At 42.4% G+C, this 26,269-nt stretch carries 21 protein-coding genes; 4 read left to right on the top strand and 17 right to left on the bottom strand.

Features of this window, described 5'->3' with window-relative positions; translation table 11 throughout:
- Window positions 1-3: 3 nt before the first annotated feature.
- Window positions 4-294 carry a citrate lyase acyl carrier protein gene (gene citD / locus K5J94_RS04260; RefSeq protein ID WP_159542889.1) on the bottom strand — a complete coding sequence of 97 codons (291 nt, stop codon included), beginning with the start codon at window positions 292-294 and terminating at the stop codon, window positions 4-6.
- Window positions 291-1,325, bottom strand: coding sequence for a [citrate (pro-3S)-lyase] ligase (citC, locus tag K5J94_RS04255; RefSeq protein ID WP_221913634.1), 1,035 nt, complete (start codon window positions 1,323-1,325; stop codon window positions 291-293). The genes citD and citC overlap by 4 nt, the downstream gene beginning before the upstream one ends.
- A gap of 74 nt (window positions 1,326-1,399) precedes the next feature.
- On the opposite strand from citC, the gene K5J94_RS04250 reads away from it, so the two are divergent.
- The gene (locus K5J94_RS04250) at window positions 1,400-2,338 is read left to right on the top strand and encodes a sugar-binding transcriptional regulator (RefSeq protein ID WP_159547759.1); all 939 of its coding nucleotides are present in this window, start codon (window positions 1,400-1,402) and stop codon (window positions 2,336-2,338) included.
- Window positions 2,339-2,522: 184 nt separating this feature from the next.
- Here the strand turns inward: K5J94_RS04250 and K5J94_RS04245 are convergent, their stop codons facing one another.
- The 10 genes from K5J94_RS04245 to K5J94_RS04200 all read right to left on the bottom strand — a co-directional run bounded on the left by K5J94_RS04245 (window position 2,523) and on the right by K5J94_RS04200 (window position 15,268).
- A complete protein-coding gene (locus tag K5J94_RS04245) occupies window positions 2,523-3,857 on the bottom strand; it encodes a 2-hydroxycarboxylate transporter family protein (RefSeq protein WP_159542898.1) in 1,335 nt (444 codons plus the stop codon).
- Between the two features lie 28 nt (window positions 3,858-3,885).
- A complete protein-coding gene (locus K5J94_RS04240; protein WP_221913633.1) occupies window positions 3,886-5,031 on the bottom strand; it encodes an NAD(P)-dependent malic enzyme in 1,146 nt (381 codons plus the stop codon).
- A 320-nt stretch (window positions 5,032-5,351) separates the two neighbouring features.
- On the bottom strand, window positions 5,352-6,191 hold the full coding sequence (locus K5J94_RS04235; RefSeq protein ID WP_221913632.1) for an aldo/keto reductase: 840 nt from the start codon (window positions 6,189-6,191) through the stop codon (window positions 5,352-5,354).
- A 125-nt stretch (window positions 6,192-6,316) separates the two neighbouring features.
- Complete coding sequence (locus tag K5J94_RS04230) at window positions 6,317-7,168, bottom strand: alpha/beta hydrolase (RefSeq protein WP_159564117.1); 852 nt, start codon at window positions 7,166-7,168, stop codon at window positions 6,317-6,319.
- A complete protein-coding gene (locus K5J94_RS04225) occupies window positions 7,161-8,327 on the bottom strand; it encodes a PTS sugar transporter subunit IIC (RefSeq protein WP_221913630.1) in 1,167 nt (388 codons plus the stop codon). Before K5J94_RS04225 ends, K5J94_RS04230 begins: the two co-directional genes overlap by 8 nt.
- Before the next feature lie 464 nt (window positions 8,328-8,791).
- Complete coding sequence (locus K5J94_RS04220; protein WP_221913628.1) at window positions 8,792-9,727, bottom strand: ATP-binding cassette domain-containing protein; 936 nt, start codon at window positions 9,725-9,727, stop codon at window positions 8,792-8,794.
- Entirely contained in the window at window positions 9,720-10,790 is a 1,071-nt protein-coding gene (locus tag K5J94_RS04215) for an ABC transporter ATP-binding protein (RefSeq protein WP_221913627.1), read from the bottom strand. Before K5J94_RS04215 ends, K5J94_RS04220 begins: the two co-directional genes overlap by 8 nt.
- An 8-nt stretch (window positions 10,791-10,798) precedes the next feature.
- Window positions 10,799-11,725 (bottom strand): oligopeptide ABC transporter permease OppC, encoded by a 927-nt coding sequence (gene oppC / locus K5J94_RS04210; protein WP_159542918.1) that lies wholly within the window; start codon window positions 11,723-11,725, stop codon window positions 10,799-10,801.
- Window positions 11,725-13,224, bottom strand: a complete 1,500-nt coding sequence (locus K5J94_RS04205) for an ABC transporter permease (RefSeq protein WP_159542921.1) — start codon at window positions 13,222-13,224, stop codon at window positions 11,725-11,727. The genes oppC and K5J94_RS04205 overlap by 1 nt, the downstream gene beginning before the upstream one ends.
- A gap of 67 nt (window positions 13,225-13,291) precedes the next feature.
- Entirely contained in the window at window positions 13,292-15,268 is a 1,977-nt protein-coding gene (locus tag K5J94_RS04200) for a peptide ABC transporter substrate-binding protein (protein WP_221913625.1), read from the bottom strand.
- Window positions 15,269-15,590: 322 nt separating this feature from the next.
- Here K5J94_RS04200 and pbp3 point away from each other — a divergent pair, with 322 nt between their 5' ends.
- The 3 genes from pbp3 (at window position 15,591) to K5J94_RS04185 (ending at window position 19,719) form a co-directional block, all read left to right on the top strand.
- Complete coding sequence (gene pbp3, locus K5J94_RS04195; protein ID WP_221913623.1) at window positions 15,591-16,835, top strand: D-alanyl-D-alanine carboxypeptidase PBP3; 1,245 nt, start codon at window positions 15,591-15,593, stop codon at window positions 16,833-16,835.
- Window positions 16,836-17,191: 356 nt separating this feature from the next.
- Complete coding sequence (locus K5J94_RS04190) at window positions 17,192-18,430, top strand: serine hydrolase (RefSeq protein WP_221913620.1); 1,239 nt, start codon at window positions 17,192-17,194, stop codon at window positions 18,428-18,430.
- Window positions 18,431-18,570: 140 nt separating this feature from the next.
- Window positions 18,571-19,719: a D-alanyl-D-alanine carboxypeptidase family protein gene (locus tag K5J94_RS04185; RefSeq protein WP_408022840.1), complete on the top strand. Its 1,149-nt coding sequence runs from the start codon at window positions 18,571-18,573 to the stop codon at window positions 19,717-19,719.
- A gap of 409 nt (window positions 19,720-20,128) precedes the next feature.
- Here the strand turns inward: K5J94_RS04185 and K5J94_RS04180 are convergent, their stop codons facing one another.
- From K5J94_RS04180 to sufB, 5 genes are all read right to left on the bottom strand, one after another.
- Complete coding sequence (locus K5J94_RS04180) at window positions 20,129-20,962, bottom strand: energy-coupling factor transporter transmembrane component T family protein (RefSeq protein ID WP_221913618.1); 834 nt, start codon at window positions 20,960-20,962, stop codon at window positions 20,129-20,131.
- Complete coding sequence (locus K5J94_RS04175; protein WP_159564110.1) at window positions 20,955-22,655, bottom strand: ABC transporter ATP-binding protein; 1,701 nt, start codon at window positions 22,653-22,655, stop codon at window positions 20,955-20,957. Before K5J94_RS04175 ends, K5J94_RS04180 begins: the two co-directional genes overlap by 8 nt.
- 14 nt (window positions 22,656-22,669) lie before the next feature.
- Window positions 22,670-23,218 (bottom strand): ECF-type riboflavin transporter substrate-binding protein, encoded by a 549-nt coding sequence (locus K5J94_RS04170; protein ID WP_221913616.1) that lies wholly within the window; start codon window positions 23,216-23,218, stop codon window positions 22,670-22,672.
- Between the two features lie 9 nt (window positions 23,219-23,227).
- A complete protein-coding gene (locus tag K5J94_RS04165; RefSeq protein WP_159542942.1) occupies window positions 23,228-24,070 on the bottom strand; it encodes an SAM hydrolase/SAM-dependent halogenase family protein in 843 nt (280 codons plus the stop codon).
- 713 nt (window positions 24,071-24,783) lie between these two features.
- Complete coding sequence (sufB, locus tag K5J94_RS04160) at window positions 24,784-26,202, bottom strand: Fe-S cluster assembly protein SufB (protein WP_159564107.1); 1,419 nt, start codon at window positions 26,200-26,202, stop codon at window positions 24,784-24,786.
- Window positions 26,203-26,269 lie beyond the last annotated feature (67 nt).

The following is a 26,269-nucleotide window of genomic DNA, read 5'->3' as shown; positions in this document are numbered from 1 at the left end:
TTTTTATAACACCTCCCACTTGGGTTCATCCAACTCTAGTGCTCTTTGAAGAGCAGTTATGGTGCGTGCTTTAATAACCAGATCCAAAGCTCCCTTATCAACAATGCTTACCTTTGCATTTTCAATCGCATAAGCAGCAAGGACATCTTTTACCGTTGCGATAATCGCATTGCCAAATTGCTTTTTAACATCGGATTCAAGCTCAATAGTGATTCCGTGACTTGCTTTGGTAATCATGATTTGGACATCAGATGATTCCAGAGTCCCAGCTAGGGCTGTTTTACGTATGTTCATTTTTTTCCTTCCTTCATTTTGTGATGTAGTTCTAAGAGATGCTCTTCAATAAAAGCGTAGCTTGTTGGTGGTACCAACTGATCTAAATGCGTCAAGTCCTGCGCAGCAATCTTTTTTCTAACCTCTGTTGCTGAAATCACGTCATGCTTGGTTTTCTTTCGCTCTAAGATGACCACTTCTACCTCTGGTGCAAGCTCTTTTTGAAGCATCTGATTATAGAGTGCTGTCGTCTGTGAGAAGGGTTCTTGCCCCAAATACCGCCTTGTAATGGCAAAATAGGGAACCAACCAGCGTTTAAACAACCGCGCATCAAGCTGGGTTTGATAGCTTGTAATCAGACTGTCGTCTTGAATAAAATAAGCAGGAAAGGTGGTATAGCTGACCAGATAGTCTGACGTTGGTAAAATAATCACATTCTTTAAATGGCTTAGGCCAGCCTTGACCAAATGCATCCTTTCTGACGTTGTAAACAAGGACTTGTCTTCACTAAGGACAAAGACATAGACCCAGTCATTTTCCTGAGCAGCTTTTTCCACTAAATAGCGGTGCCCCAGCGTAAATGGGTTAGCATTCATAACAATAGCCGCATTGCTTAGCTGCGGGTCGCCCACTGGAAAATCATGCAGGTAATCGTTAATGTCAGGATGCCCTTTTTCCAAAATCGCACCAAAATCTGAATGCGCTAATTCCTTAAATCCCACATGCTGAAAGCTTTGCCGATAAGCTTCCTTAGTGAAAACAAAGTAATGCGTATGACCGGCTTTAATCAAGTCTTGCTCCAGTCGACTAATAATGCTATTAAAATAGCTCGCGCCCCGGCCATCTTTTTGGCTACTGGCAACATATTTGATGACATTGCTAGCCAAGGAGCCCGTTGCGACCAGCTCGTCTGCTTCATAAATACCAATCGTTTGTGTAAGGCCTGCTAGTTCGCCTTTAGCAAAGTTTTCAATCCCTCGCTCCCGCAAAAAACTTTGCCACTCTTGCTTGGTTTTGGGATTTTTTAAAAAAATATCTTGAATTTTTGCCATTTTCAAAGCCTCCTTTACTGTTATAAAAATACTTAGAAATGCTATAATAGATTTAACACCCTTTGGAGGACAAGATGGAAAACAAGACCGAATTATTGACTAAAATTGCTCAAGACTACTATATTTCTGGTCTATCAATTGGTCAAATTGTGGATAAATATCATTTAAGTCGCTACCTCGTAAACAAATACTTAGAAGAAGCCAAGCAAGAGAAAATTGTGACCATTACAATCCACACACCCCTTGAGCGGCAGCGCGACCTCGAAAAGAAAATTCATGACTTATTTGACATTGATAATATTTATATCATCAAGGATTCCCAAGACACATGTGATCAAGAATCACACGTCATCACCTTTGCTGCGAGTGAAATTTTTAGGCACATTCAAGCAAGCCGCATCGTAGGGACTGTTTGGGGCGAAACCATTTCAGAAATCATTGAGCAGTTCCCACAGGTCATGCTAGAAGACTGCACCTTCACCCAATTCATCGGTGAAAATAAGAAATACAAGTCAAAGGCAGGCACCATGCGGATGGTCCAAAAAATAGCCGATAAATTTTCTGCCAATTACCTAACCCTATCTGGCCCCTTATATATTGCTGAGCCTAACACGCGCAAAGGCATGCTAGAAGAATTCTCATCACAGCCAACCTTAGCAGCAGCAAAGCAAATGGACTTGATCTTCTGTGGCTTGGGCACCTTAGCCTCTTTAAAATCCATTCCCATCTGGCGTGACCATCTAAAAACCTTATTTCCCAAAATCAACACCGGTGATATTGCGGGTATGGCCTATGGTCGCCCCTACGATATTCATGGCAATTTTCTTAATCAAGACAGTGACTGTACTTTTGGAATTGATCTAGCGACTATCTTCAAGGTTCCTAAAAGAATCTGTGTCGTTCGCAGTAAGTTTAAAAGCCAAGCCACCATTGGAGCGCTGCGCGGCCGGCTCTTTACCGACCTAATCCTGACCGAATCTGTAGCCAGACGCCTACTAGACGACCTCAAATAGCAAGCGCAGCAACAAGCAAGCCTAGTCAGATAACAATACGACCTCTCACCCTTTTGGCTCCAATTTTTCAAGCTAAAAAGTATCACAACTAATCAAACACACCGCTTAAAGCCTTTCTCGAAAAGGCTTTTTTGGCGTCCTTTGATGCAACAATACTACACACCTAGCACCAGATTTTAAAGGCTTATCTCGTTAGCAACCCCAGTAAGAAAATGGCTACGGTAACTGTCATCGCACCGCCTAGCCGAACTGCCACTTGGGCAAAGGGCATTAATTCCATCCGGTCACCGGCCGATAAGATCGCAAGCGCACCAGTCCCTCCCTGACCACTACAGCAAGATACGGCAATGGCAGTGTCAACTGGATAAAGGCCCAGTAATTTAGAAGCAATAAAAGCAGTCAAGACAATGGCAACCACTGTTACCACAATCGTTGCAAGGGCAGCCGGACTTTTGAAGACCTGGATTAATTCCTTCCAGTCAGTCTTAGCTACCCCAACGCCAAAGAGCAAAGGCGGTGTGATTCCTTTGACTGTAAAACGATTTAAGGAAGCTCCGCCATTTTCTATTTCCTTAGGAATATAGCCCAGCATTTTAGCAGCCATAAGCACGATCAACAAAATAATCGGCGCAGGCAGGTGGAAACCCAGGCTTTCTTTTAAAGCGGATTCCAACCAAACCGCAATGAAGTAAATAGCAACTGCTAAAACACCTGCTGTCAAGGTTTTTTCGATACTGACTGCTTTAGTTCCTGATTTTAAATTATCCAACTTATCGTCATCATTATCAAGCAGCTTGCCATTGCCCGTAAGCTCCGGTCTGATTTCCCCTAACTTTCTTAATAAACCTGCTAATAATACGGCAACCAAGCTTCCCAGCATCACACAAGGCAAAATTTGCCCAAAAATATGATTTTGGCTAACCCCTGATAAAAGAGCTGCATAACCAATCGATAAAGGCATTGCCCCTTCGCCAACTCCACCAGCCATAATCGGAGCGACAATAAAGAAATAGGTTTTATAGGCGGACATGCCAAAGAGCATGCCTGCGCCTGTCCCAATAAGTGAACCCATCAGATCACATAAGATTAAAATGACTATAATCCTTGAGGTGGCTTTTACAAGTGTTCTTCGATTCATCGAAGCAATACTGCCAACAACCAATAAGGTGATGAAGAACATCAAAAAATTATTATGCTCCATAAATGCTGATACGACTTTGACAGTCGAGTGAGGCAGAAGGTTTTTATAAACCAAGTAAGCCGGTAAAAAAGTGACCACTAAAACTTTACCACCCAAAGATTTGAGAATAGGAATGTGGGCTCCTACTTCTTCTAAAACATAAGCAAAGACTGTCATAATCCCCAATGCAATCAGCATATCATTTTCAGGAACAATATCTAAAACGGTAATCCCTACGTAGCCTATTAGTAAAATAAGATAAACAAATAAAGGGATAAAACCGATTTTAACCTCTTTTAACTGTGACCAAAACGACTTGTTAGCAACATTACTCTCCATACTAATGTACCTCTCTTATGACTCACTTCTAATGGTTTACAAATGCTTTAACAGCCTTAACCACTACCGGTACGACCCTCTCATCAAACACATCGATAATAATTTTTTCTGGTGTTGGCTTACTGGTTAAGGCACTGAGGGCCTGGGCTACAGCAACTTGCAGCTCTAAACTAATATCCTTTAGTTGAGTCGCTAAGACGCCTTTAAACAACCCGGGAAAAGCTAAAACATTATTCACTTGATTGGGATACTGGGAAGAACCCGTCGCAACAACCTTTGCTCCACCTGCATGAGCAAGCTGTGGTAAAATCTCTGGAATCGGATTAGCTAGTGCAAAGACAATACTATCTTTAGCCATTTTAGCGACTTGCTGTTGGCTAAGGACTTCCTTGTCTGACAAACCAATGAAAACATCCTGGCCTTCGATGACCTCATCAAGGGTTTGCCCCTTGGACTGAGTAACTTTGGCCGCTAAGGCCTTTTGATAAGGATTATAATCAGGACTGGTGGTTTCAACTTTCCCATAGCGATCCATTAGACTAATCTGCTGAATGCCATAATGATAAAGCAACTTAGCCGTAGCCAAACCAGAAGCCCCCACCCCATGGACAAGCACTTTTAAGTCTTTAAGGGGCTTGTTCACCACCTTAGCAGCATTAATCAAGGCTGCTAAAACCACAATGGCGGTGCCGGTTTGATCATCATGATAAACCGGAATAGCCAAACTAGCTTTGAGCTTTTCTTCTAATTCAAAGCACCGCGGCGCGGCAATATCCTCTAGATGAATCCCAGCAAACGATTTGGCAATATTTTTAATCGTGGCAACCATTTCATCCACAGGCACCTGCTCAATGGCAATAGGCAGGCCATCCACCCCAGAGAAATTCTTATAAATCAAGGCCTTGCCTTCGACAATGGGTAAACCACCTGCCGGACCGATATTGCCTAAGCCTAAGACCGCTGAGCCATCTGTAATCAAGGCCACTAATTTGCCGCTCATCGTGAATTTATTCTTAGCAGATGCATCCGCCTCGATCCGCCTGGCTATCTCAGCAACTCCTGGCGTATAGGCTTGCGCTAAATCATCCTTTGAGGTAATAGCAATGTCCGCTTTAATATCCAAAACCCCAGTATGATGTTGATGAAGCTCTAACACTTTATTAAAATCAACCATAAATAAAGCCCTTTCATTTTTTTATTTTTAAATAAAGTGTACGCCTTGATTTAAAAATAGTCAATATTTATTTTCTTTTTTTAAAAATAAATATTTATTTTTAAAACTATTTAAAATCTTGGTAAAAGTCAAAAACCACTAAGCAGCCCCTTTCACCAGGCCCGAGCCTCCACCCAGTAGCCAGAAAGTTTTGGTGCTCAGCTATTTTGCCCACAAAAAAACCTCAAAAGAGATAAACTAACTTCTCTTTTGAGGTTTCGGTGTTTGTGGGGCTCTGTGGCGGTGACAGGCCCCGTCAGAGGCACGAACTTCATGCAGCTCTAGAAATTTTTAGTATCAGGATCTGGGATAGCAGACATGCCTGGTAAGTTGCGAATCGTTTGGGCGTCTTCTTTTGATAGTTCAATATCCAAAAAGTCCAGATTTTCTTTGATCCGCTCTTCATGGACAGATTTAGGAAGCGGAAGAAAACCTTCATAGGCAAACCAAGCAAGGGCTACTTGGGCAATGGTCTTATGATATTTTTGAGCCAATTCTTGCATCGTTGGATTGTTAAAAATCTCCCCTTGTCCTAATGGACTCCACGCTTCAAGGACAATGTCATGTGCGCGACAGTAATCGATTACTTCCGTTTGATAACAACCTGGCGCTAAGCGAATTTGATTGACTGCTGGTTTGATCTGCGCCGTTTTAGCCAAGGCTTCTAAATGATGCACTAAGAAGTTACTGACACCAATAGTGCGCACCAGCCCTTGAGCAACAGCCTCTTCCATATAACGCCAAGCTTGGGCATTGGCCTCTTGCCAATGATCGCGGACAGCTACAGGATTAGGCCAATGAATCAGGTAAAGGTCAACATAGTCAAGTCCTAACCGCTTAAGCGAATCATGTAAGGCTTGCTTGGCCCCTTCATAACTATGCGCATCGTTCCATAGCTTGGTGGTTATAAATAACTCTTCACGAGCAATCCCGCTATCTTTGATCGCCCGACCGACACTTTCTTCATTTTTATAAACAGCAGCAGTATCAATATGCCGATAGCCTAATTTTAAGGCTGCCAGAGTTGATTGATAAGCTTCCTCGCCATCAGCTGCTTGGTAGGTACCAAAGCCAAGTGCAGGAATGGTCAAATTATTGTTCATTGTAATCGTCTTTATCATATGACGTCCTCCTTACATGTCCCCATTTTACCATACCAGGTGCAAATGATTAATTAATTGGTTTTCTTTTTACCACTAGACTTTTGTATGTTGGGTTTATCTCCTTTGTCATAGAAAAAAGGCCATCATTCTGTACTTGCCGGCAGCAAATCAGCTGAGCGGCCTTTTAGAATCAATTTATCTATAACATAATCAATCACTTCAAGATTACTTGGTAGACCAGAATGGTCGGCCTGATCACCTGTTACGGTCACTTGTGTGTAGTGTTTAACGGCCTTTTGAAAAATATATTTGCCCGCTTGCACACTTTGGATGGGCACAATTTTATCAGCCTCATACGTATTAGTACCTGCAATATTATAGACAACCAGGTCAGAAGGCAACTTACTATTTTGCGCAATGAGATCTTTTAGGAGTTGTGTCTGATTAGCAGGATTGGTTTCCTCAAAATTATAAGGGGTACCCATAGTTACCAAATGATTCATCTTGAAATGATTAGCCGTATCATATTCTTCAAGGAAAATGGTCCAGTTTAAGCCGCCATTAGAATGGCCAATGGCATCAAAGGTCTGGAATTGGTATTGCTGTTGCAACGCATCCATGGCCGTATTGAGCCAATAGGCTTGCTTTTTGATATTTTGATAGCCATCTTGGTTGTTTTCAAAGGCAATCACAATTAAGGGCTTGCGTTCATTATGATTGATATGCCCTTCATAGGTAATGTTATTATTCTTAGAGACGGTTAATTTTAAAACATTGTGCTTGGGACCAAGTCTATTAATATCATCAATCATGTCATTAAAGCGTTCCTTGGTCGCACTTGAGCCTGGAACAAAGATCAGGGGGACCATATTGGAACTGGCTAATTTTTTCTTATGATGCGTTGTTGTCTGCACATAGGCTAGACCAATGCTGCCTATGGCCCAAAGCAAAACAAGAAGCAAGCCAATGATGAACCCGTGCTTTACTTTAGCCATGACCGCCTCCTTCCTTTGCTATTAACCGATTAAGATAAGGCCAATAAATGCCAGCAGATAAGACCAAGATGAGCAAGGTTACAAGACCATAGCGCCAATCTCCATTACTTGCTAAAAAACCAAAAAAGATATTCGGCGTACCACTAGGAATCGTGTACACAGCAGGATCCAACCAGTGCCAATGCAACATTAAGGCTCCTATCCCTTCAGAAACCACGATAGTCCCTAACATAGGCAAGATTAGCTGCAAATCAAAAAGCAAGGGCACAGCCAGATAAAGTGGTAAGACTTGATCAAATAGCGTGGGGATCAAGCATAGCAGTGCTATCTTCTTAAAGTGGTGCAGTTGATACCGATGGGCCAGCAGATAAAGTAGACCAACCAAGGCTAAAGTATTGCCAACTCCGCCAATCATTGCAAAGCTATCACGCACCGTATAGAGGGTCTGTAAGTGAATCCCGCTAGCATGACCACTCAAAGCCATCGTTAAATTATCCGCGCTGACTTGCAAATTTGTCGTCGGTTGTTGGAGACTCAGTGGCAACGAAAAACCAAAAATAGGGAGCAAACCAGTAAGCACCGACCAAAATAAAACACCGCTAAAATGCGTGGGCCCATTCCCCAACCAATCCATACTAAGTGTCTGTAGCCAAAAATCAAGGCTATAGTTAGAGTGCTTAGAAACCGTCTCTGCCATCAGGTAAGCCAAAAATAGGAAAATAAGTACCAAAAAAGCACGCCTTTGCACATTGATCTGATGAAAGGCAACAAAAGCCAAACCCATCCCAACCGCAAAAACAATCAACAAAAGCCAAAAAGGTTGGCTCAGATGATGAGTCATGAGATGATCACTTTGAAAGAAAAGGATCCACGTCAGTAAAAAAGCTAGAAAGACTGCCCTTTGGTTGGCCTTTCCCCAGAATGTCAGCATTTGGTTCACCAGCTGCGCTACAAAGATACTTGCCATAAAAAAGAGCGTCATCCTAGAGAGTTGAAATAATTGTTGCGAGGTCCAAAGAAACCAGTGCTGAGTAAAAAGAGCACCCCCAATCGTTTGTCCCACAAAAGAGCTATCACTCATAACAAGGTGACGTAGGATTTGTAGATAGGCATAAACCAATGAAAAAGGGAGCAACTCCTTAAGACTATGTTTAACCATTTGAGGCAACTGCCTCATGAAATGCAATTGATGAGTGATCATGAATTCTCCCTTTATTTCTATCCTTAACCTTATGACTAAGTCTATCACAAACTCAAGCAGAAACAGAAATAAAAAGAGCTCATAATTTGAATTTCTTAAGCCCAAACCAAAACTGCTATGATTTGTTAAGTATTTGAAAATCCGTTAGGTCTTGTTTAGTGTCCAGACGCAAAATGAAAGAGTCCAAAACTCGAGGATTTGAAGTGCTCTTAGGCAGTACAACTACAAGCACTTATCAAAAATAGCAAACACCTAAATCATAGCTCTCTTACAGCAAAGGTTTTGTCTGCAGACTGATCCCTGGAGTAGGCTCAAGTATATGAAGCAAAAATTTCTCTATTTTGGGTTGATTTCTACTAAAAAACGTCTTCTAAATCCAAGACTGCCTGTCTTGTTTTTAGAAAACGCTTGATTGCTTAAGCTTATGATGAAAGGTTGAGTTGTTTTTTGTACATCTCCTGTTCAGCTTGGTTAGCCCAGACAAAGTGGCCAGGTTTTAATTCTACCATCTGTGGCTTATCAACTGAATAATCATGCTGATCTGCCGAGTATATGACTAGTTTCTTTTGTCTTTCTAAGATGGGATCAGGAATAGGAACGGCTGACAGGAGTGATTTAGTGTAGGGATGGATGGGATTGAGAAAGAGCTCTTCGGTTTCTGCAACCTCAACAATCACTCCCTTATGGATAACCGCAATACGATCCGAGATAAAGCGTACGACTGATAAATCATGTGCAATGAACAGATAGGTCAGTCCTTTTTCTTTTTGCATCCGTTTCAAAAGGTTTAAAACCTGAGCACGCACCGAAACATCCAAGGCCGAAATCGGCTCGTCTGCAATGACAAACTCTGGATCCATGACTAAGGCACGCGCGATGCCGATCCGCTGGCGCTGTCCACCGGAAAATTCATGCGGATAACGAGACAGATGTTCAGACAACAAGCCGACCTCTGTCATGATATGATTAATTTTTGCTTTCCGATCTTCTTTGTTTTTAAACAGCTTATGATTATAAAGCCCTTCTGAGATAATATAATCTACTGTTGCTCGCTCATTTAGACTAGCAGCTGGATCTTGAAAAATCATTTGGATTTTCTTGATTAGATCAACCTGTTCTGACTTACTCTTGCTTTTGTTAATTTGTTTACCATCATAGAGAATTTGCCCTGAACTTGTCTCATTTAAACCAATGATCGCCCGGCCAATCGTTGTTTTACCACTTCCTGACTCACCAACCAAGGAAAAGGTTTCACCTTTATTGATGAAGAAATTGGCATTTTTCACTGCTACAAATTTTTTCTTTCCTTCACCGAAGGAAATTTCCAAGTCCTTAACTTCGACTAATTTCTCAGACATTTCCTTCCCCCCTATAAACATGTTTATTAGAAATTTTTTCGTGAATATTTTGGATGACCTCAGGCTTTTCAACCTTAGGGGCATCCGGATGCAGCAACCAAGTCTTGGCCCAGTGGCTGTTTGAAATGTCAAAACGAGGCACATTTTCTTCAAAGTCAATTGTCATAGCATAGCGAGAACGCGGTGCAAAGGCGTCCCCAACAATTGGAGTATACAAAGAAGGCGGGGTGCCAGGGATTGAGAATAAAACGCCTTTATCATCAGCCAACTGAGGTAAACTTGACAACAAACTCCAGGTATAAGGATGTCTAGGGTCGTAGAAAATATCTTCGACTGTGCCGTATTCTACAATGTCACCAGCATACATGACGGCGACAGTTGTCGCAATGCTGGCTACCACACCCAAATCATGAGTGATAAAGATAATGGTAAAGCCATACTCTTTTTGCAATGTCTTAAGCAAGTCAATAATTTGCGCCTGGATAGTCACATCCAAAGCCGTTGTGGGCTCATCACAGATTAAAATATCTGGTCGACAAGCCAAGGCAATGGCAATAACGATACGTTGCCGCATTCCACCTGAATACTGGAAAGGGTATTCATAAAAGCGTTTCTCAGGCTCAGGAATGCCGACTCTAGTCATATAATCAATGGCCATTTTGTAGGCTTGTGCCTTGGATTGTCTTTGGTGTTTGATAATCACTTCGGTAATCTGACTACCAATAGTCTGAATCGGGTCCAAGCTGGTCATGGGATCTTGAAAGATCGTCGCAATTTTTGCTCCGCGGATACCTTCCCAATCTTTATGATTTTTTAACTTTGTTAATTCTTGGCCCCGATAGGTGATGCTACCTGAGGCAACGCGACCATTGGATTCTAGCATGCCGGTAAAGGTCTTTGTCAACACTGATTTTCCACTACCTGATTCACCAACCACTGCTAGCACTTCTCCTTCATGTAAATCAAGTGAAATATCACGGATAGCTGTTAGCACACGATCACGAACATCAAATTCAACAACAATATTTTTTGCACTTAAAATTACTTCTTTTTTCGCTTCCATGGCTGCTCCTATCTATGAGTTCTTGGGTCACTTGCATCAGCTAAGTTTTGTCCCACAATGTATAGTGGGAGAGAAACTAAGATAAGCGTCGTAAGCGGAATCCAAAAGAGATAAGCATTTGTCGTTAAATTTGAAGAGTAGTTAGAAATCAACCGTCCCAAACTTGGCTGAGATAAGGGCAAACCAAGGCCAAAGAATGACAAGAAGGCTTCAGATGAAATGTAGGCTGGCAACAAGAGTGAGACCATCGATACAATAACAGAAACCAATTGTGGCAGGAGATTCTTACTAACTACTTTATAAGTTGGTGTGCCCAGGGTCTGACTAGCAAGATTATATTCTAAATCCCGATAACGCAGCACTTGCACGCGCACTGCGTAAGCGATACCAATCCAACCGGTCACACAAAAAGCAAAAATCAGGTTCCAAAACCCTGCACCGATAGAATAGGTGAGGACAATGATAATCAACATTTGAGGTAGATTGGAAATAATATTGTAGATTTCAATCATGACCTTATCGACTGTCTTAGAAACACCCCAAAGTCCACCAACCACAACACCAATGACCATATTAATCGCTGTTGCAATTACTGAAATCAAGATGGAGTTGCGCGCTCCATACCAAACACCATCAAATAAAGACTGGCCGTTCTTATCAGTCCCAAACCAATAGTCAGCGTTGGGTGAAATATACCGTTTGCCAAAGTCGTTAATGTTGGAAACATCCCCAAAGTCATAATTGGCAAACATGGGATAAATGAAACTCATTAAAATAATGGCGGTCAAAATAACAAGCATAAAGACCGTTGATTTCCGTGAGAAAAACTGGCGGAAAACAGATTTCCAGTAGGAATAAGAAGGGGCATCAATGACTTCTGATGCATAACTATCTAGTTCGACAAATTCAAACTTCTTTTTATCAATCTCAGCCATTATTTCCCTCCTTTGCTTGATAATTTAATCCGTGGGTCTAAAATCGTCATTAATATATCCCCTGCTAGCAATGCCAAAATAGATAAGACCGCGAAAATGAAAACCAGTCCCACTACCATTGAGTTATTGGCGGCTTTGATGGCATCAATTAACATTTTCCCCATGCCTGGAAAGGCAAAGACCGTCTCGGTCAAGGTTGCACCAGCAATCGTTGCAACAATGGCTTGAGGAATACCATTTACAATTGGCACCATGGCTTGTTTAAAAAGATGATGTTTGGAAATCTCTGCCTCTGTTAAGCCCTTAGCACGCGCAAAACGGACAAAGTCGCTCCCTTGCAAGTCCACAATATAGCGACGGAACCAGACAACTGTTCCTGGCGTCCCAAGAATCCCCAAGATAAGAGCAGGTAGCACATAAGATTTAGGATTTCCTGCCCCGAGCAAAGGAAAAGTATCAGGTAAGCCAACTTTTGAACCTAAAAATCGAATAATATAGATGAGGGCAATACTTGGCAAAGCTAACATAAAAGTTGTCACAGCCGTTGAGAAACGATCAAAAACACCATCTTTGTAATAAGCCATTAACATCCCAATTGGTAAGCCTAAAACATAAGAGAGGAGTACACCGATAATCCCAATCTTGAAGGAATTGGCAATCATAGATGGCTCAGCATGCTTATTATTGGTTGCTGTATAGGGATCTTTTGCCCCAAAGTTTGCTCGGTCACGAGCATCCGCTTGACTAGGGGACTTATAGGTACGAGAGTAGATGTCAATCGGGGAGAATTTAGTGACTCCAGTCGGGAATTTCGTTTGCTCTGACAGTGTCCGCCCCTGGCCTTGCGTGATTACCTGAATGACCGGAATATTAGCATAGGTGGGATAGGAAGTTCCAAGGTCAAAACTAACAATGTTTTGATGAATAAAAGGAAAAGCACTATTAAAATAGATCAAATATTTATGTTTGGTCCCTGAACCAACCAAAGCTGGACCGACCGCCGGATCAATTTCTGGTCGAACGTAACGTTCTAACTTAGGATTTTTTGGATCTTGAATAACCCAAGGATGATCAATCACAATCATATGGCTAAAGAAATTCCAAACCCGCTCATGAATGGGAATCTTGCGGATAGCATAAAACTCTTTACTCTCTGTAAAAGTTTTCAACTGCCAACCATGACCTAATTCTTTAAGGTATTTCTGGTAAATCTTTTTATTCTTTTGGGTAGGTTCGACGGTGACACTCTTATCCACTTTTTCAGCTCTATTTTTAAGTTCTTTACTGTTATAGTAAGTTATATAGCCCATACGCTGAAAAACCGTATTGCGATAATTGTCCTTTTTATCTGGTGTTGTGACCATCTTGTTATAATTAGGGTCTTGTTTAAAAATCAAGCTTGTCGGTACCAAGGTAAAGACAATGACATAAGTCAAGGTTGTTACCAACAAAATCGAAACCAATGACCTTAGGATGCGTTCGAATATATACTTTTTCATTCCAATCCTCATAATAAGCTCAAAAGAACTTCCTCACGTACAGAGAAAGTTCTTAATTGAACTAGCCTTATTTCTCAATATGCTTTTCTAATGACTCTTCATATTTTTTAGTTGCTTTTTCTTTAGCCTTTTCCCATTCTTTTGCGGCCTTGGCCTGTTGTTTAACTGTTACTGGCTTGTCTTGAATCTTCATGTATTTGTAATAGGTATCATCAGATTTAACACCTGCCCAACCAAAAGCATTAGAATAAGGAACAATTCTCGTAACCCTTGGTGTACCACCTAATGAAACAGTTGGAATATAAACTGCCGAATCAATAAGGGCTGCTTGGGCTTGAGCATATTTTTCATAGCGAACTTCTTGATCATTAGTAATCTTGCTTGCCTCAGTGACCAATTGAGTAAAGTCATCTAAGCCAGCCTCTGAAACAATTGCTTGATCCTTCAAAGGTTGAATACCGATGAATTTCGTTTGGGCAGTTGGTAATTTTGAGTTAAAGATGTCAAGATAAGAACCTGGATCAGTGTAGTCAGGGCTCCAACCAGATGCTGTGTTAAGGTCCCAATCTTGTTGGGCAGGGGTTTCTGCCATATAAGTAACATTATTGTAAGTATCGCTTTGCAGCTCAACAATATCAATAACAACATTTTCCTTACCAAGTGTGTCTTCAATAGATTGCTTCATTGACTGAGCTTGCTGTAAGAGCACTGTTGCTGTTTGTTCTTGCGGCAAATCAAGGTGAATTGGGAACTGAACGCCCTGTGCTTGAAGGGCTTCCTTAGCCTTAGCCATTGCTGCCTTAGCCTTGTCTTTGTTGTAGAGGCCATCTTGAGCTTCAGCTAGATTGATACCTTTCCATTGATCACCATAGGCTGCTAAATCTTTTTCAACGATTTTACCGAAGTCTTGATCCTTGATTTGCACAAAAGCTGGTGGTACTAGCATATTTCTCAAGGATTTATCAGCACCTTCTTGACCAGCTGATTGGGCAGAATAGGATTTACGGTTAAAGCCAAAGGTCAAGGCTTGTCGGAAGTCTTTGTTTAAGATAGCTTTATGGGTATCATCTTTTTGCTTATCATTAGTCTTTTTGGTATGTCCATAAGCAGTACGATTCAAGTTAAAGGTTACAAAAAAGGTATTTGACTTTTGCGGTCCATAGGTAATGCTCTCACCGTATTTTTTCTTAGCTGTTTTGTAAGAAGGCGTTGTCGGAAATAGCCGAGCAGCTGTGTAGGCACCCTTATCAAAGTTTCTAAAGAGCGATTCTTGGTCCTGCCCATCATAATAGGTCAGCTGAACATTATCAATGTGCACATTTTTCTTATCCCAGTAGTTTTCATTTTTCGTGAATTCAATAGAAGACTTACTGGTCAGTGAGGAGATAAGGTAAGGACCATTGTAGAGAATCGAAGAAACATCTGAAGCCTTACCAAAGTCTTTTCCTTTGGATTTTAAGAAATCAGCGTTAACCGGAGCCAAGACCCCATAGGTCAATTTGGAATTCCAGAAGTTTTCTGGTTGTTTTAAGGTATATTGAACGGTATGTTTATCTAGCGCCTTAACACCTACAGTCGAGAAATCTTTGGTTTTACCATTGATATAATCATCTAGACCAGCAATTGAGTCTTGAATAAGATAAAGAGCGTCAGAGTTCTTATCTGCAGCGTGTTTAACCCCTGTGACAAAGTCATTGGCTGTGACCTTGGCATACTCTTCGCCATCAGCCGTATACCATTTGGCATCGTCACGGAGCTTGTAAGTATAGGTCAAACCGTCTTTTGAAACAGTCCATTTTTTAGCCAAAGAAGGGATGAGATTGCCAAAACGATCATATTCGAGCAAACCATCAATAGCCTGTTGCGTGATATCACTGGTCGAAGCACGGCCTGAAATCGTATAGTCTAAGGTATCTGGGTCTTGAACGTAGACATAATTGTAAACACTGCCTTTGCTTGTTTTGTTAGAATTACCACAAGCAGCCAAGACGGATACCGATAAGACTGTAACACCGGCTACTGCTAACCATTTACCTTTTTTCATAAGCTTCTCCTAAAACTTTTTAAGCATTTTTATTTGCTAATTGAAAATATTATATCATAAATTTTAGTTAAAAAAAGAACCAAGCATAAATTTTCTGACTATTTTTTATATTACTTAAAATGAGAATTCCCAATTTTCTCGTTAAAGTGACATTTCTGTCCCTATTTACTCGTTAGAATGGCTTGTTTCTCAATTGCTTTGCCGTCAAAGCACCATACTTTAAAAAATGGTAGCGATTTACTTTTTCATCTTCTTCTTATCATTTCAACTTTTTGGTATTATTTATATGGTATAATTAACAAAATGATTAAGGAAGTTAAGGATGATTAAACAATTTACACGCCTGCTATTGCTTATGCTTTTTTTCTGTGTCAATAAGGCTCAGGCTCAATCCAAACCAATCCCATTTGCTGCTGAGAGCGGCTTTGCCTTTGAAGCTGCAACTGGTAAAATTCTCTTTGAAAAAAACAGCAATAAAGCTCTGCCTGTAGCCTCTATTAGCAAGGTGGTAACAGCCTATCTCGTCTATCAGGAAGTGCAAAAAGGGCACCTCAAATGGGACAGCCCAGTGACCATTTCTAACTACCCCTACTGGCTAACATCTCAGTATCACATTAGCAATGTTCCCTTAGACAAGCGCCAATATTCTGTTTTGGATTTACTCACAGCGATGTTAGTCACTAATGCCAATAGCCCAGCCATTGCCCTAGCTGAAGCTATTGCTGGCACAGAAGAACTTTTTGTGAAAAAAATGAACCAGCAGCTAAAAGCCTGGGGAGCAACGGATAGTAAGTTAATCAACGCCAGTGGTTTAGCCAATGAGGAGCTGGGGGAATTTGCTAAGCCGCAGCTGGCTAAGACAGCAGAAAACCAAATGTCTGCTAGTGATGTTGCCATCGCCACCTACCATTTATTGAAGGACTTCCCTCAAGTTACCCAAATCACTAGTCAAGCCAGTGCAACATTTGCTGGGCAAACCATCTTTTCCTATAACTATCTTTTACCAGGTATGCCCTACGCCCGAAAAGGTAGCCAAGGTCTTTTTTTAGGAACTTCTGCTCAGGGTCTTTCCTCATTAGTCACCAGTTCAACAGAAGGCGATCTCTCCATTGTAACGGTTTTGCTAAATGTTGATCAAGGAAAAGATCAACCTACCGAACGCTTCCAGGTTGCCAATCGTTTCCTTGATGAGATTACCAAGCAATTTCAAAAGGTCACAATTCTTAAAAAAGGGCAAAGCCTGAGGCAACCTCGATTAACCGTTAAAGACAGTCCTGATAAGTTGATCCCGCTTGAGGTAGCTACAACGCTCACTGCTGTCCAACCCCGGGTAAAGGGCAAAAAGCTAACCTATCAAGTAAACAAAACACAGGCCCAGTATTTTGCCCCTTTGGCTAAGCATCAAACCGTTGCTAGCATTACGCTCGTTGATAAAAACAACATTGGAAGAGGTTACATGGGTAAGATGCCCCAAACTAAGCTTGTCACACAAAAGGCCATCCCCCGCAGCTTTTTCCTTAAAGTTTGGTGGAGTCACTGGGTTGATTATGTCAACCAAAATCTATAAGTCAGCCAAGGCAGCTCACAGCAATCACACCTCTTTGAGCCAACGCAACCTTTTAGGCTTTAAAGACAAGCTACTTGCTGCCTCAGGTTGAAGAAAAAGTCCATTTTGGACAATTTTCTTCAATCTTTTTTTCTGTGATACTAATCAAGAACTCTCAGAAGCATTGCTAGATTAACGTTTCTAAGAGTTTAGCAATTTAGCAGCTCACTTAGGCTAATTCAAAAGATGACATTCGATAGGAGTTTGTCCACGTTCTGAAGCTGCTTGCTGCCTTGCCTTCTTTTTCTAGCTCCTCACACAGAAAAAAACACCTCTAAATTTTGACCACCTTAAACAAGCTTGATACAATAGATTGTATGAAGAAAAACCTATTATGCGCCGTGCTGATGAGTGCTTATCTTTTCCTTTTTGGTGTGCAAAGGAGCCAAGCTGCAGACCTTACTATTGACAGCCAGGCGGCAATCGCCTATGAGTATCATTCGGGCCAAGTTCTTTATGAGCATAATAGCCAAGCTAAGTTGCCTGTGGCTTCGTTAAGTAAATTACTCACCATCTACTTAACACTCTCTGAAATCAAGTCTGGCCGCCTCCAGTGGGACACACAAATACCACTTTCAGACTATGCCAAAGAACTTAATCAAAATCTCGACATTAGTAATCCTCACATGAGTAACAATAGTTACTCTGCTAAAGAACTCATCGAATCAACGCTAATTGTAAGTGCTAATAGCTCAGCAGTAGCTCTAGCCGAATACATCGCTGGCTCAGAACCACGATTTGTCGATCAGATGCTAAAGCAAGTACAGGCCTGGGGCATACGGGATGCCACGATTGTCAATGCCACTGGGCTCAATAATAGCATGCTGGGACGGCACATCTATCCTGGTTCAAAACCAGATGAAGAAAACGCCTTTAGTGCCCGCGATTTAGCCCTGATTACCCAGCATCTCCTTCATGATTTTCCAGAAATTAACACGATAACAGCTCAGCCATTTCTAAAATGGGAAAACGAACAAATGGCTAATTCCAATCTTCTTTTACCTGGGCAGACGTTTGCTCTTCAGGGGGTAGATGGCTTAAAAACGGGGACCACCGCTAAAGCCGGCCAGTCCTTACTGGCTACTGCTTCACATAATGGCATGCGCTTTGTCCTGATTTTGCTACATGCTGGTGAGGCAAACAAGGCAGATGACAAGCGATTTGTCGAAGCCAAAAAGGCACTTACCTATCTTTACGACCATTATCAAGCAACGGTTATCACACCAGCAAGCCCTATTTTGGCACAAACATGGCCGGTAAGTGGCGGCACCAAGTCCAAGCTTGCTATTTATACGCGTGGTAAGCTAACCATTATTCATCCGAAAAACCAACCTCTGGCCAGACAACATATCAAGGTTAAGCTCAGCCATGCGCAAGCTCCCATAACCAAGCAGCAAAAACTGGGCCACATGTCCTATCAGGTTGACTCTTTCTCACCGTCCTTGACTTACCTTGACAAGCAGCCTGACCTGTCAATCTATGCCAAGGAAGATCTCCCTCGGCAAGGCTTTTGGTCGAGCATCAAAAACTGGCTCAAAACTAGCCTTTTTTATTAATAAATGATAATAAAATGAAAAAGCTCTTGTCTTGTATTAAGTAAATGGTATAATTGAGTTATATTTTATCTGATTACGACTGATACAAAGGAGTTTTTTATTTGAAAAAATTGTTTGTTTGTGTGCTGCTTGGCCTTGTCATTCTTATAGCACCATCATCCCTTGCACAAGAGCAAGAAGACATTCTAAAAATTACCCAAGATGCGGGATATACGGTTGATCCTATTAATCGGCCGAAAGCTTCTATTGTCGTCGATGCTGACTCGAGTCAGATCCTGTGGCAAGACCACATTGATGATCTTCGCGATCCAGCAAGTATGTCAAAAATGTTCACACTCTATCTCTTATTTGAAGATATGGCAAGTGGCAAGGTCTCACTTGATACTACCGTTACAGCAACTGAGACCGATCAAGCCATTAGCAAAATCTACGAAATCAGTAACAATAATATCGTGGCTGGTGTTGCCTATCCCATTAAAGACCTGATTGCCATGACTGCCGTTCCTTCTTCAAATGTTGCGACTATTATGATTGCCAACTATTTGTCCCAAAATAATGCGGGAGCATTTATTGATCGTATCAACCAAACAGCTAAAAAATTAAAAATGACCAATACGCATTTCTCTAATGCTAGTGGAGCTGCTGCGGTTTCTTTTAAAGGCTATTATAAGCCGCAAGGGTATGATCCAGAAGCACCCAATCAAACAACGGCACGTGATTTAGCAATTTTAATCTACCATATGCTAGACAGGTACCCTGAAATCCTCCAATACACTAATAAACTCGTGGTTAAAACAATGGTAGGAACGCCCTATGAAGAAGAGTTCCATTCTTATAATCATTCTTTACCAGGTGACGAGTACGGTATCCCAGGGATTGATGGCTTAAAAACAGGATCAAGCCCTACAGGTGCCTTCAATGCCATGGTAACTGGGCAACGAGATGGTCATCGTGTGATCACAATTGTGATGGGAGTTGGCGACTGGTCTGATCAAAATGGCGAATTCTATCGTCATCCCTTCATCAACGCTCTCACCGAAAAAGGATTTAAACTTTTAAAAGACCAGCCTCAGGCAAGATACGAACATTTGATTTCTGAAGCCCAAGTAACAACAGATGCTCCGCCACACGCACACAAGCACAAGCATGAGCATACCAACCATCAAAATACTCTCTTAGATCAGATTGATCACATCTTTGATCGTTATCACAATTACATTGCCATTGGTCTGGTTCTCTTTGTCTTAGTTGCTTTAATCACCATCTGGCGGACGCTTAGCAGACGCTAACAGCAATAAAGCATGACCACAATTGATACACAATAACCAGCCAATCTACTTACAAGCAAAAAAAGACTTTCTAACAGTTATGAGTGTTAGAAAGTCTTTTTTAGAAACTTAGAGGAATGGTTTGATTAGACATCAAGCTCAGCTTTAATAACTAGACTAACTACCTTATCGACAGAGGAACATTCCTGCCAGGATTTTTTGCTTGTTTAGCCAATTTTGGCAACGATCAAGCTCCTAAGCAGCTTGTGGAGCATCTTTGCTGCGCAGCTGATAGAGCCGTATGAACTAGGCTACTAAGTCAGCAAGTCTTAAAAAACAGAAAAATCAAGCTTTGCCATTCTCCTTTTACCCGCCTTAAAGCAGCAAGTCTGCCGCTTTGGGCTAGCCGGAGCGGGGCTGGCTTATCAAGTCAAGTCCGCCAAGGGTTGTAAAAGCGGCCGCCATTCACGGTAAACAGGTACAAGGTGAGCAAAAACAAACTTAGGGCCAGAGCCATGACCAGGTAATCACGCCAGTGAATCCTTTGCTGGCTATACCAGCTCCTGCGGGGATTCTTGCCAAAACGGCGCAGCTCCATCGCCGTAGAAATGGTCTCAATCCGCTCTAAGGAACTAAAAATGAGAGGAAGGACAATCTGCAAGTTGCCTTTGATTCGGGTAAAGAGACTGCTTTTTGGCGACAATTCAATGCCCCGAGCTTCCTGAGCACGGCGGATGGTATAAAAGTCCTCTTGGAGATCAGGAATATAGCGGAGCGTTAAGCTGACCGCGTAAGCGATTTTATAGGGCAGGCCCAATTGATTTAAGCTAGAAGCAAACTGGCTAGGGTTGGTTGTCATTAAAAACAGCAAGGACAACGGGACCGTACAAACATATTTCAGGCTTAAATTAAAGAGATAAAATGCTTCCTCAAGGCTGAGACGATAAGGGCCAATCCCCTGAATCAATACACTTGAACTCCCATAAATGTCATCACCATACTGGGGTGCAAAGAGATAAACCATGAGCAGATTTAAACTAGCAAAAATCATCACCAGCATGAGCACAAACGAAACCTGATGCCATTTAATCTTGGCCAATCTAAATAGTACCAAGGCGCTTACAGAGACCAGGACTAAAAAGCGAGTATCATAGGTCGTCATACAAGCAGCCGACACCAGGATAAAAAACAGTAATTTACTGGCGCCTGAGAGGCGGTAAAGAAAACCGCTGCCTTCTTGATAACCAATTAAGTGATTAGCCATGGCTTGGCCCTCCTTGCTGCTGAATATACCACTGCGTTAAAGCCTGCGGTGATTGCCCAAGACGCTCTGCTAAGTCAAACAAGCTGGTCTTTTTCAAATGGGCCTGCTCAAGGAGCTCTGGCCTTGACAAAATACTAATTGGAGCATCATCTGCTACAATCCGCCCCTGATGTAGCACTAAAGCCCGATCACAATGCTCTAACATCAGCTGCATATCATGAGTAATCATTACAATGGTATGCCCTTTTTGTTTAAGCTCTTCTACAAACGACATCATTTCTAAATAATGCTTTTTGTCTTGGCCAGCTGTCGGCTCATCTAAAATAATAATAGCTGGATTGAGCACCAAGATCGAAGCAATCGTAACCCGCTTTTTTTGGCCAAAAGACAGGGCCGAAATAGGCCACTTGCGAAAAGGATACAGGTCACAAATCCTTAAAATCCGATGCACACGCTGCTTTATCTCAGCTGGATCAAGGCCTCTAAGGCGAAGGCCAAGGGCCACCTCATCAAACAGCATAGCTTGACTAATCATCTGGTTAGGATTTTGTAAAACATAACCAATGCGTTCAGCGCGTTCTTTGATCGTATCCTTGCTAATATCCTGTCCTTGATAGAGCAAATGACCAGTGTTTTCGACAAATTGGCATAAGGCCTTGGCTAGAGTTGACTTACCAGCACCATTTTGCCCAACAAGGGCCACCATTTCCCCACGTCCAAGGGTCACAGACAGCTCATCTAGGACCTTTTGCTGCTGGGCAGGGCTGACTTTGGCCTGATGATAGCTGACAGAGAGCCCAGTTACAGTGAGGACTGGAGGCTTGGGAGCGAAGTTTGGAAGCGATGTCAACGCAGGCAGGTGCAAATCCGTTAGGTCTAGTTGGCTGAGCTGCAAGCCACTAGCTTGCCGCTTAAGAGGATAGCCCATCTGCTTTAAAGCCGATAAATAGAGAGGCTCTTGAATGCCATTTTCCTCTAAAAGGTTAGATTGCAACAAGCCATCAGGCTTGCCATTATAGACAATCTGACCATCATTAATGAGAACGATCCGATCTACCTCACACTGCAAGACATCTTCTAGGCGGTGTTCAATAATCAGAGTTGTGGCAGCTTGCTCATGATGAATGCGATCAATCAAGGCCATAATCTCTTGACCAGATTGCGGATCCAGATTCGCTAATGGTTCATCAAAAAGCAAGATTGGGCTGTCATCCACCAGCACGCCAGCTAAAGTAACCCGCTGCTTTTGCCCACCAGATAGGTCTTGTGGCCGTTTCTCCAAGAGCGGCAAGATCTCCAAGCGCGCTGCCCAAGCCGTTACCACTTCTTGCATGGCCGCTTTGGACAGGCCGTCATTTTCCAAAGCAAAGGCTATATCTTCAGCAACACTCAAGCCGATGAACTGGCCATCTGGATCTTGCAACACCGTGGAAACCAAATGAGACTTGTCATAAATTGACAAGCCAAATGCCTCTTGCTGATTAATCGTAAAACGACCTTGATAATGGCCTTGATGGGTGGCAGGAATGATACCATTTAAGCAATTTCCAAGCGTTGATTTGCCAGAGCCAGACGGACCAAGCAGCAATACCTTTTCCCCCTTGGCAATGGTTAAATCAATGTTTTTAAGCGTGGGTTCGGACTGCACATCATAGGTAAATGTAAAATCCTTCCATTCAATAAAATCTTTCATGACATCCTTTAACTTTAATCTTTACTCAAGCTGCCTTGCTGTGGCCTTGATTTAGCATAGGCGATCAGCAATAAACTACCACCAATGCCAATGGTCACCGCATTGACCAGACTAGATAAGATCCCTTGCGCAAAAACCTTGCTAGCCGGTTCACTATAAAAAATAATGTCACCATAAGGAGCAAGCAGCCCCCAACCAATCCCATTTGCTAGCACCTGCACGCCATTAAACAAAGCCAGATCTTTTTTTGTCAGCCCTTTTGTGTGAATCGCTAGGCGCTTTGCCAGCAGGCCTATCATCAGACCAAGAAAACCGCTGACAAGCACCCAGGTCCACCAAGGTGCCCCGTATTGTAGGGAATCCTTGAGCGCATGGCCAATCACCCCAATAAAAAAGCCAACACCTGGACCATAAAGCAGCGCAAACAAGGCTAAAACAGCATATTGTAACTGCAGATTCGTATTTGGAATGGGCGTTGGGATATTGACCAACATGCCAATGATAATAAATAGGGCAGCACCAATTCCTGTCGCTACAACTTTTTTAATAGTAGAATCTTGCATCTTTTTCTCCTAAATTTTCTTAACGGCTATTCGCCAATTTGAACCGACACCGACATTATAGGCTCGGGCAAAGGAACCTTGATTAATAGCCAGTCCAAGGCGATATAGTGAATTAATATACAAAATCGGCTGACCAATGCGAACATCAGCAAATGATTTGCCATAAGTAACCTGATTTTGGTAAACCAGCATATCATCCTTATAAATGGTCACCTCAAAACGCTCACCAAATTCAGGAGCTAAGGCATAAAATTCTGCCCGAGTAATGGAAGTCCACAGCGACCCAAACCGGACATCCAAAATATCAATCGCTCCAAAAACGGTGTCATCATGGATTCGCGTTGCCACCTCTGGCAGTTCAATAATCTGATCAACAGCCAACTCTGGGCCAACTTCTTCAAAGCTAATATGACCACTCGCTAACTTAGCCCCAGTATAGGCATAGACATCCCGTCCATGAAAGGTGTAAGAGAGCTCAGTATTGCGCCTGCGATTCTTCACCTCTGAGATTTCCCGAAGCGCAGCAATGCCCACATGCCGCTTAATATAAGACAAGGTGCCGTTATCTGGTGTCACGATGTATTGACCATTCTTGGTTAAGGCCACAACACTTTTACGTTTAGAACCAACACCTGGATCCACCACAGAGACAAAGGTGGTCCCACTTGGCCAGTAATCAATCGTCTGAAACAAACGATAGGAGGCCTCAAAAATATTGTAAGGGGTAATGTCATGGGTGAGATGATAAATGCCTAAATCAGCTGCTTCTTGCAAAGCCACACCAGTCATGGCGGCCACAGCACCATCAACGCAGCCAAAATCAGATTGTAAAACTAATAAATTGTTGGCCAAATGCTTTCTCCTTATCGATCAGAATAAACTCATTTTATCAAAATAAGCAGGGCCTGAACAGTTGTTTCTTACTATGAACAGTTATAGTTATAAACTATCCTTTGCCTAATGACTGCACAAGGGGTGCTATGTTACTAAACTAGCTAGTATGAGCTGGCGCTACCTAGTCCACCTTTTCTCCTCAGCTATGACTACAGGCTTACGTGCTGGCTAAATCAGATCAGCTGCTATAGCGAGCTTAGGCCTATGTGGCTGGCTGAGCAAGGATCTAGGGCTTTTTGGCAAAAGGTAACCAGCTGAGCTTGATCTTGGTTGCTGGGCTGAACTGTGGTAGCTGTTCTCATAGCTATGGCTATTAGCTATAGCCCCAAATGGCTAAGGCTGCTTGCTTGGCGAGATAGGACTTTTCTGCTGGAGTGATGAAGCACTCCGGCATACTGTGAGAAAACATAAACGGTCTGCTTTTTTACTTTGCTGTAGGCGTCCTGCTGCCTTGCTGCCGCTTTTTTTCTGTAAGCGTCTTGCTACTTTGCTTTCTGCTGCTTTTGCTTGGGGCGTCTCGGGCGGACCAAAAAAACCAACAGTCGCTCACTGCTGGCTAATACTATTAGCAGCCACAACTAAGCACTGCTGGTTTAAACTGCTAGAACTGATATGGCTACTTCTAGCAAGCAGCGACCGCCAAAGCCCAGTCAAAGCAGTTGCATACCTATCTACCCAACTGACCCTTCCATTTCATAGGAGATAAGTCGATTGAGTTCAACAGCATACTCCATGGGTAGTTCTTTGGTAAAGGGTTCAACAAAGCCCATGACAATCATCTCGGTCGCCTCAGACTCAGTCAGACCACGGCTCATCAGGTAATAGAGCTGCTCCTCTGAGATTTTAGAGACCTTAGCCTCATGCTCAAGAGCGACTTGGGAGTTGTGAATTTCATTGAAAGGAATTGTATCAGACTTGGACAGATCATCCATTAAAATCGTGTCACATTCGATATGAGAAACCGATTTTTTGGAGTGCTTATTAAAGGTTACCTGACCACGGTAGTCAACCTTGCCGCCACCTTTAGCAATGGATTTAGAGACAATAGATGAACTGGTATGTGGTGCATTGTGAATCATTTTTGCGCCCGTGTCTTGGTGTTGCCCTTTATTAGCAAAAGCAATGGACAGCATGGTGCCACGCGCACCCGGCCCATCAAGGTAAACAGAAGGGTATTTCATCGTTGTTTTCGCCCCCAGATTACCATCCACCCACTCAACCGTCGCATCTTTTTTAGCCGTTGCGCGCTTGGTCACCAGGTTATACACATTATCAGACCAATTTTGAATCGTGGTGTAGCGCATGTAGGCACCCTCTAAGGCAAAGATTTCGACAATAGCTGCATGTAGACTATTGGAAGAATAGGTAGGTGCCGTACAGCCTTCTACATAATGAACACTAGCACCTTCATCAACAATAATCAGGGTCCGTTCAAACTGGCCTGTGTTTTCATTGTTGATCCGAAAATAAGTCTGCAAGGGAATATCAACGCTAACCCCTTTAGGAACATAAATGAAACTCCCACCAGACCACACGGCAGAATTAAGGGCAGCTAACTTGTTATCTGTTGGCGGCACCAGCTTTGCGAAATACTGTTTAAACAAATCAGGGTATTCTTTAAGTGCAGAATCCGTATCTGTAAAGATAATTCCTAGTTTATCATATTCATCTTTCATATTATGGTAAACCACTTCGGATTCATACTGAGCAGAAGCACCCGCTAGATAAGCACGCTCAGCCTCAGGAATGCCAATGCGCTCAAAGGTTTCCTTGATTTTATCAGGGACCTGATCCCAGTCGCGAGCAGGCTTATCCAAAGCTTTTTGATAATAAATAATATCATCAAAATCAATATCAGACAAATCAGCACCCCAAGTTTGCATTGGCATTTTATGAAAGGTTTCTAGTGATTTAAGACGAAAATCCAACATCCACTCAGGTTCCCCTTTAGCAGCAGACAACTCTCGGACCACTGCTTCACTCAAGCCCTTGCCAGTGGAGTAAATCGGCTCAACATCATCATGAAAACCAAATTTATACTCTCCCAGATCAATTGGTTTGGGATCTACTTTTTCAATTGTTTCGGACATGTGTCCCCTTTCTACTATGATAGAAAATGATTCCTTACTACGAACCAAAGCTCCTAAGTTTGACTGA

It is taken from the genome of Streptococcus halichoeri (assembly GCF_019774635.1).
Lineage (GTDB): Bacteria > Bacillota > Bacilli > Lactobacillales > Streptococcaceae > Streptococcus > Streptococcus halichoeri.
Note: the sequence above shows the minus strand (reverse complement) of the source record. Positions and strands in the feature narration are given on the sequence as shown.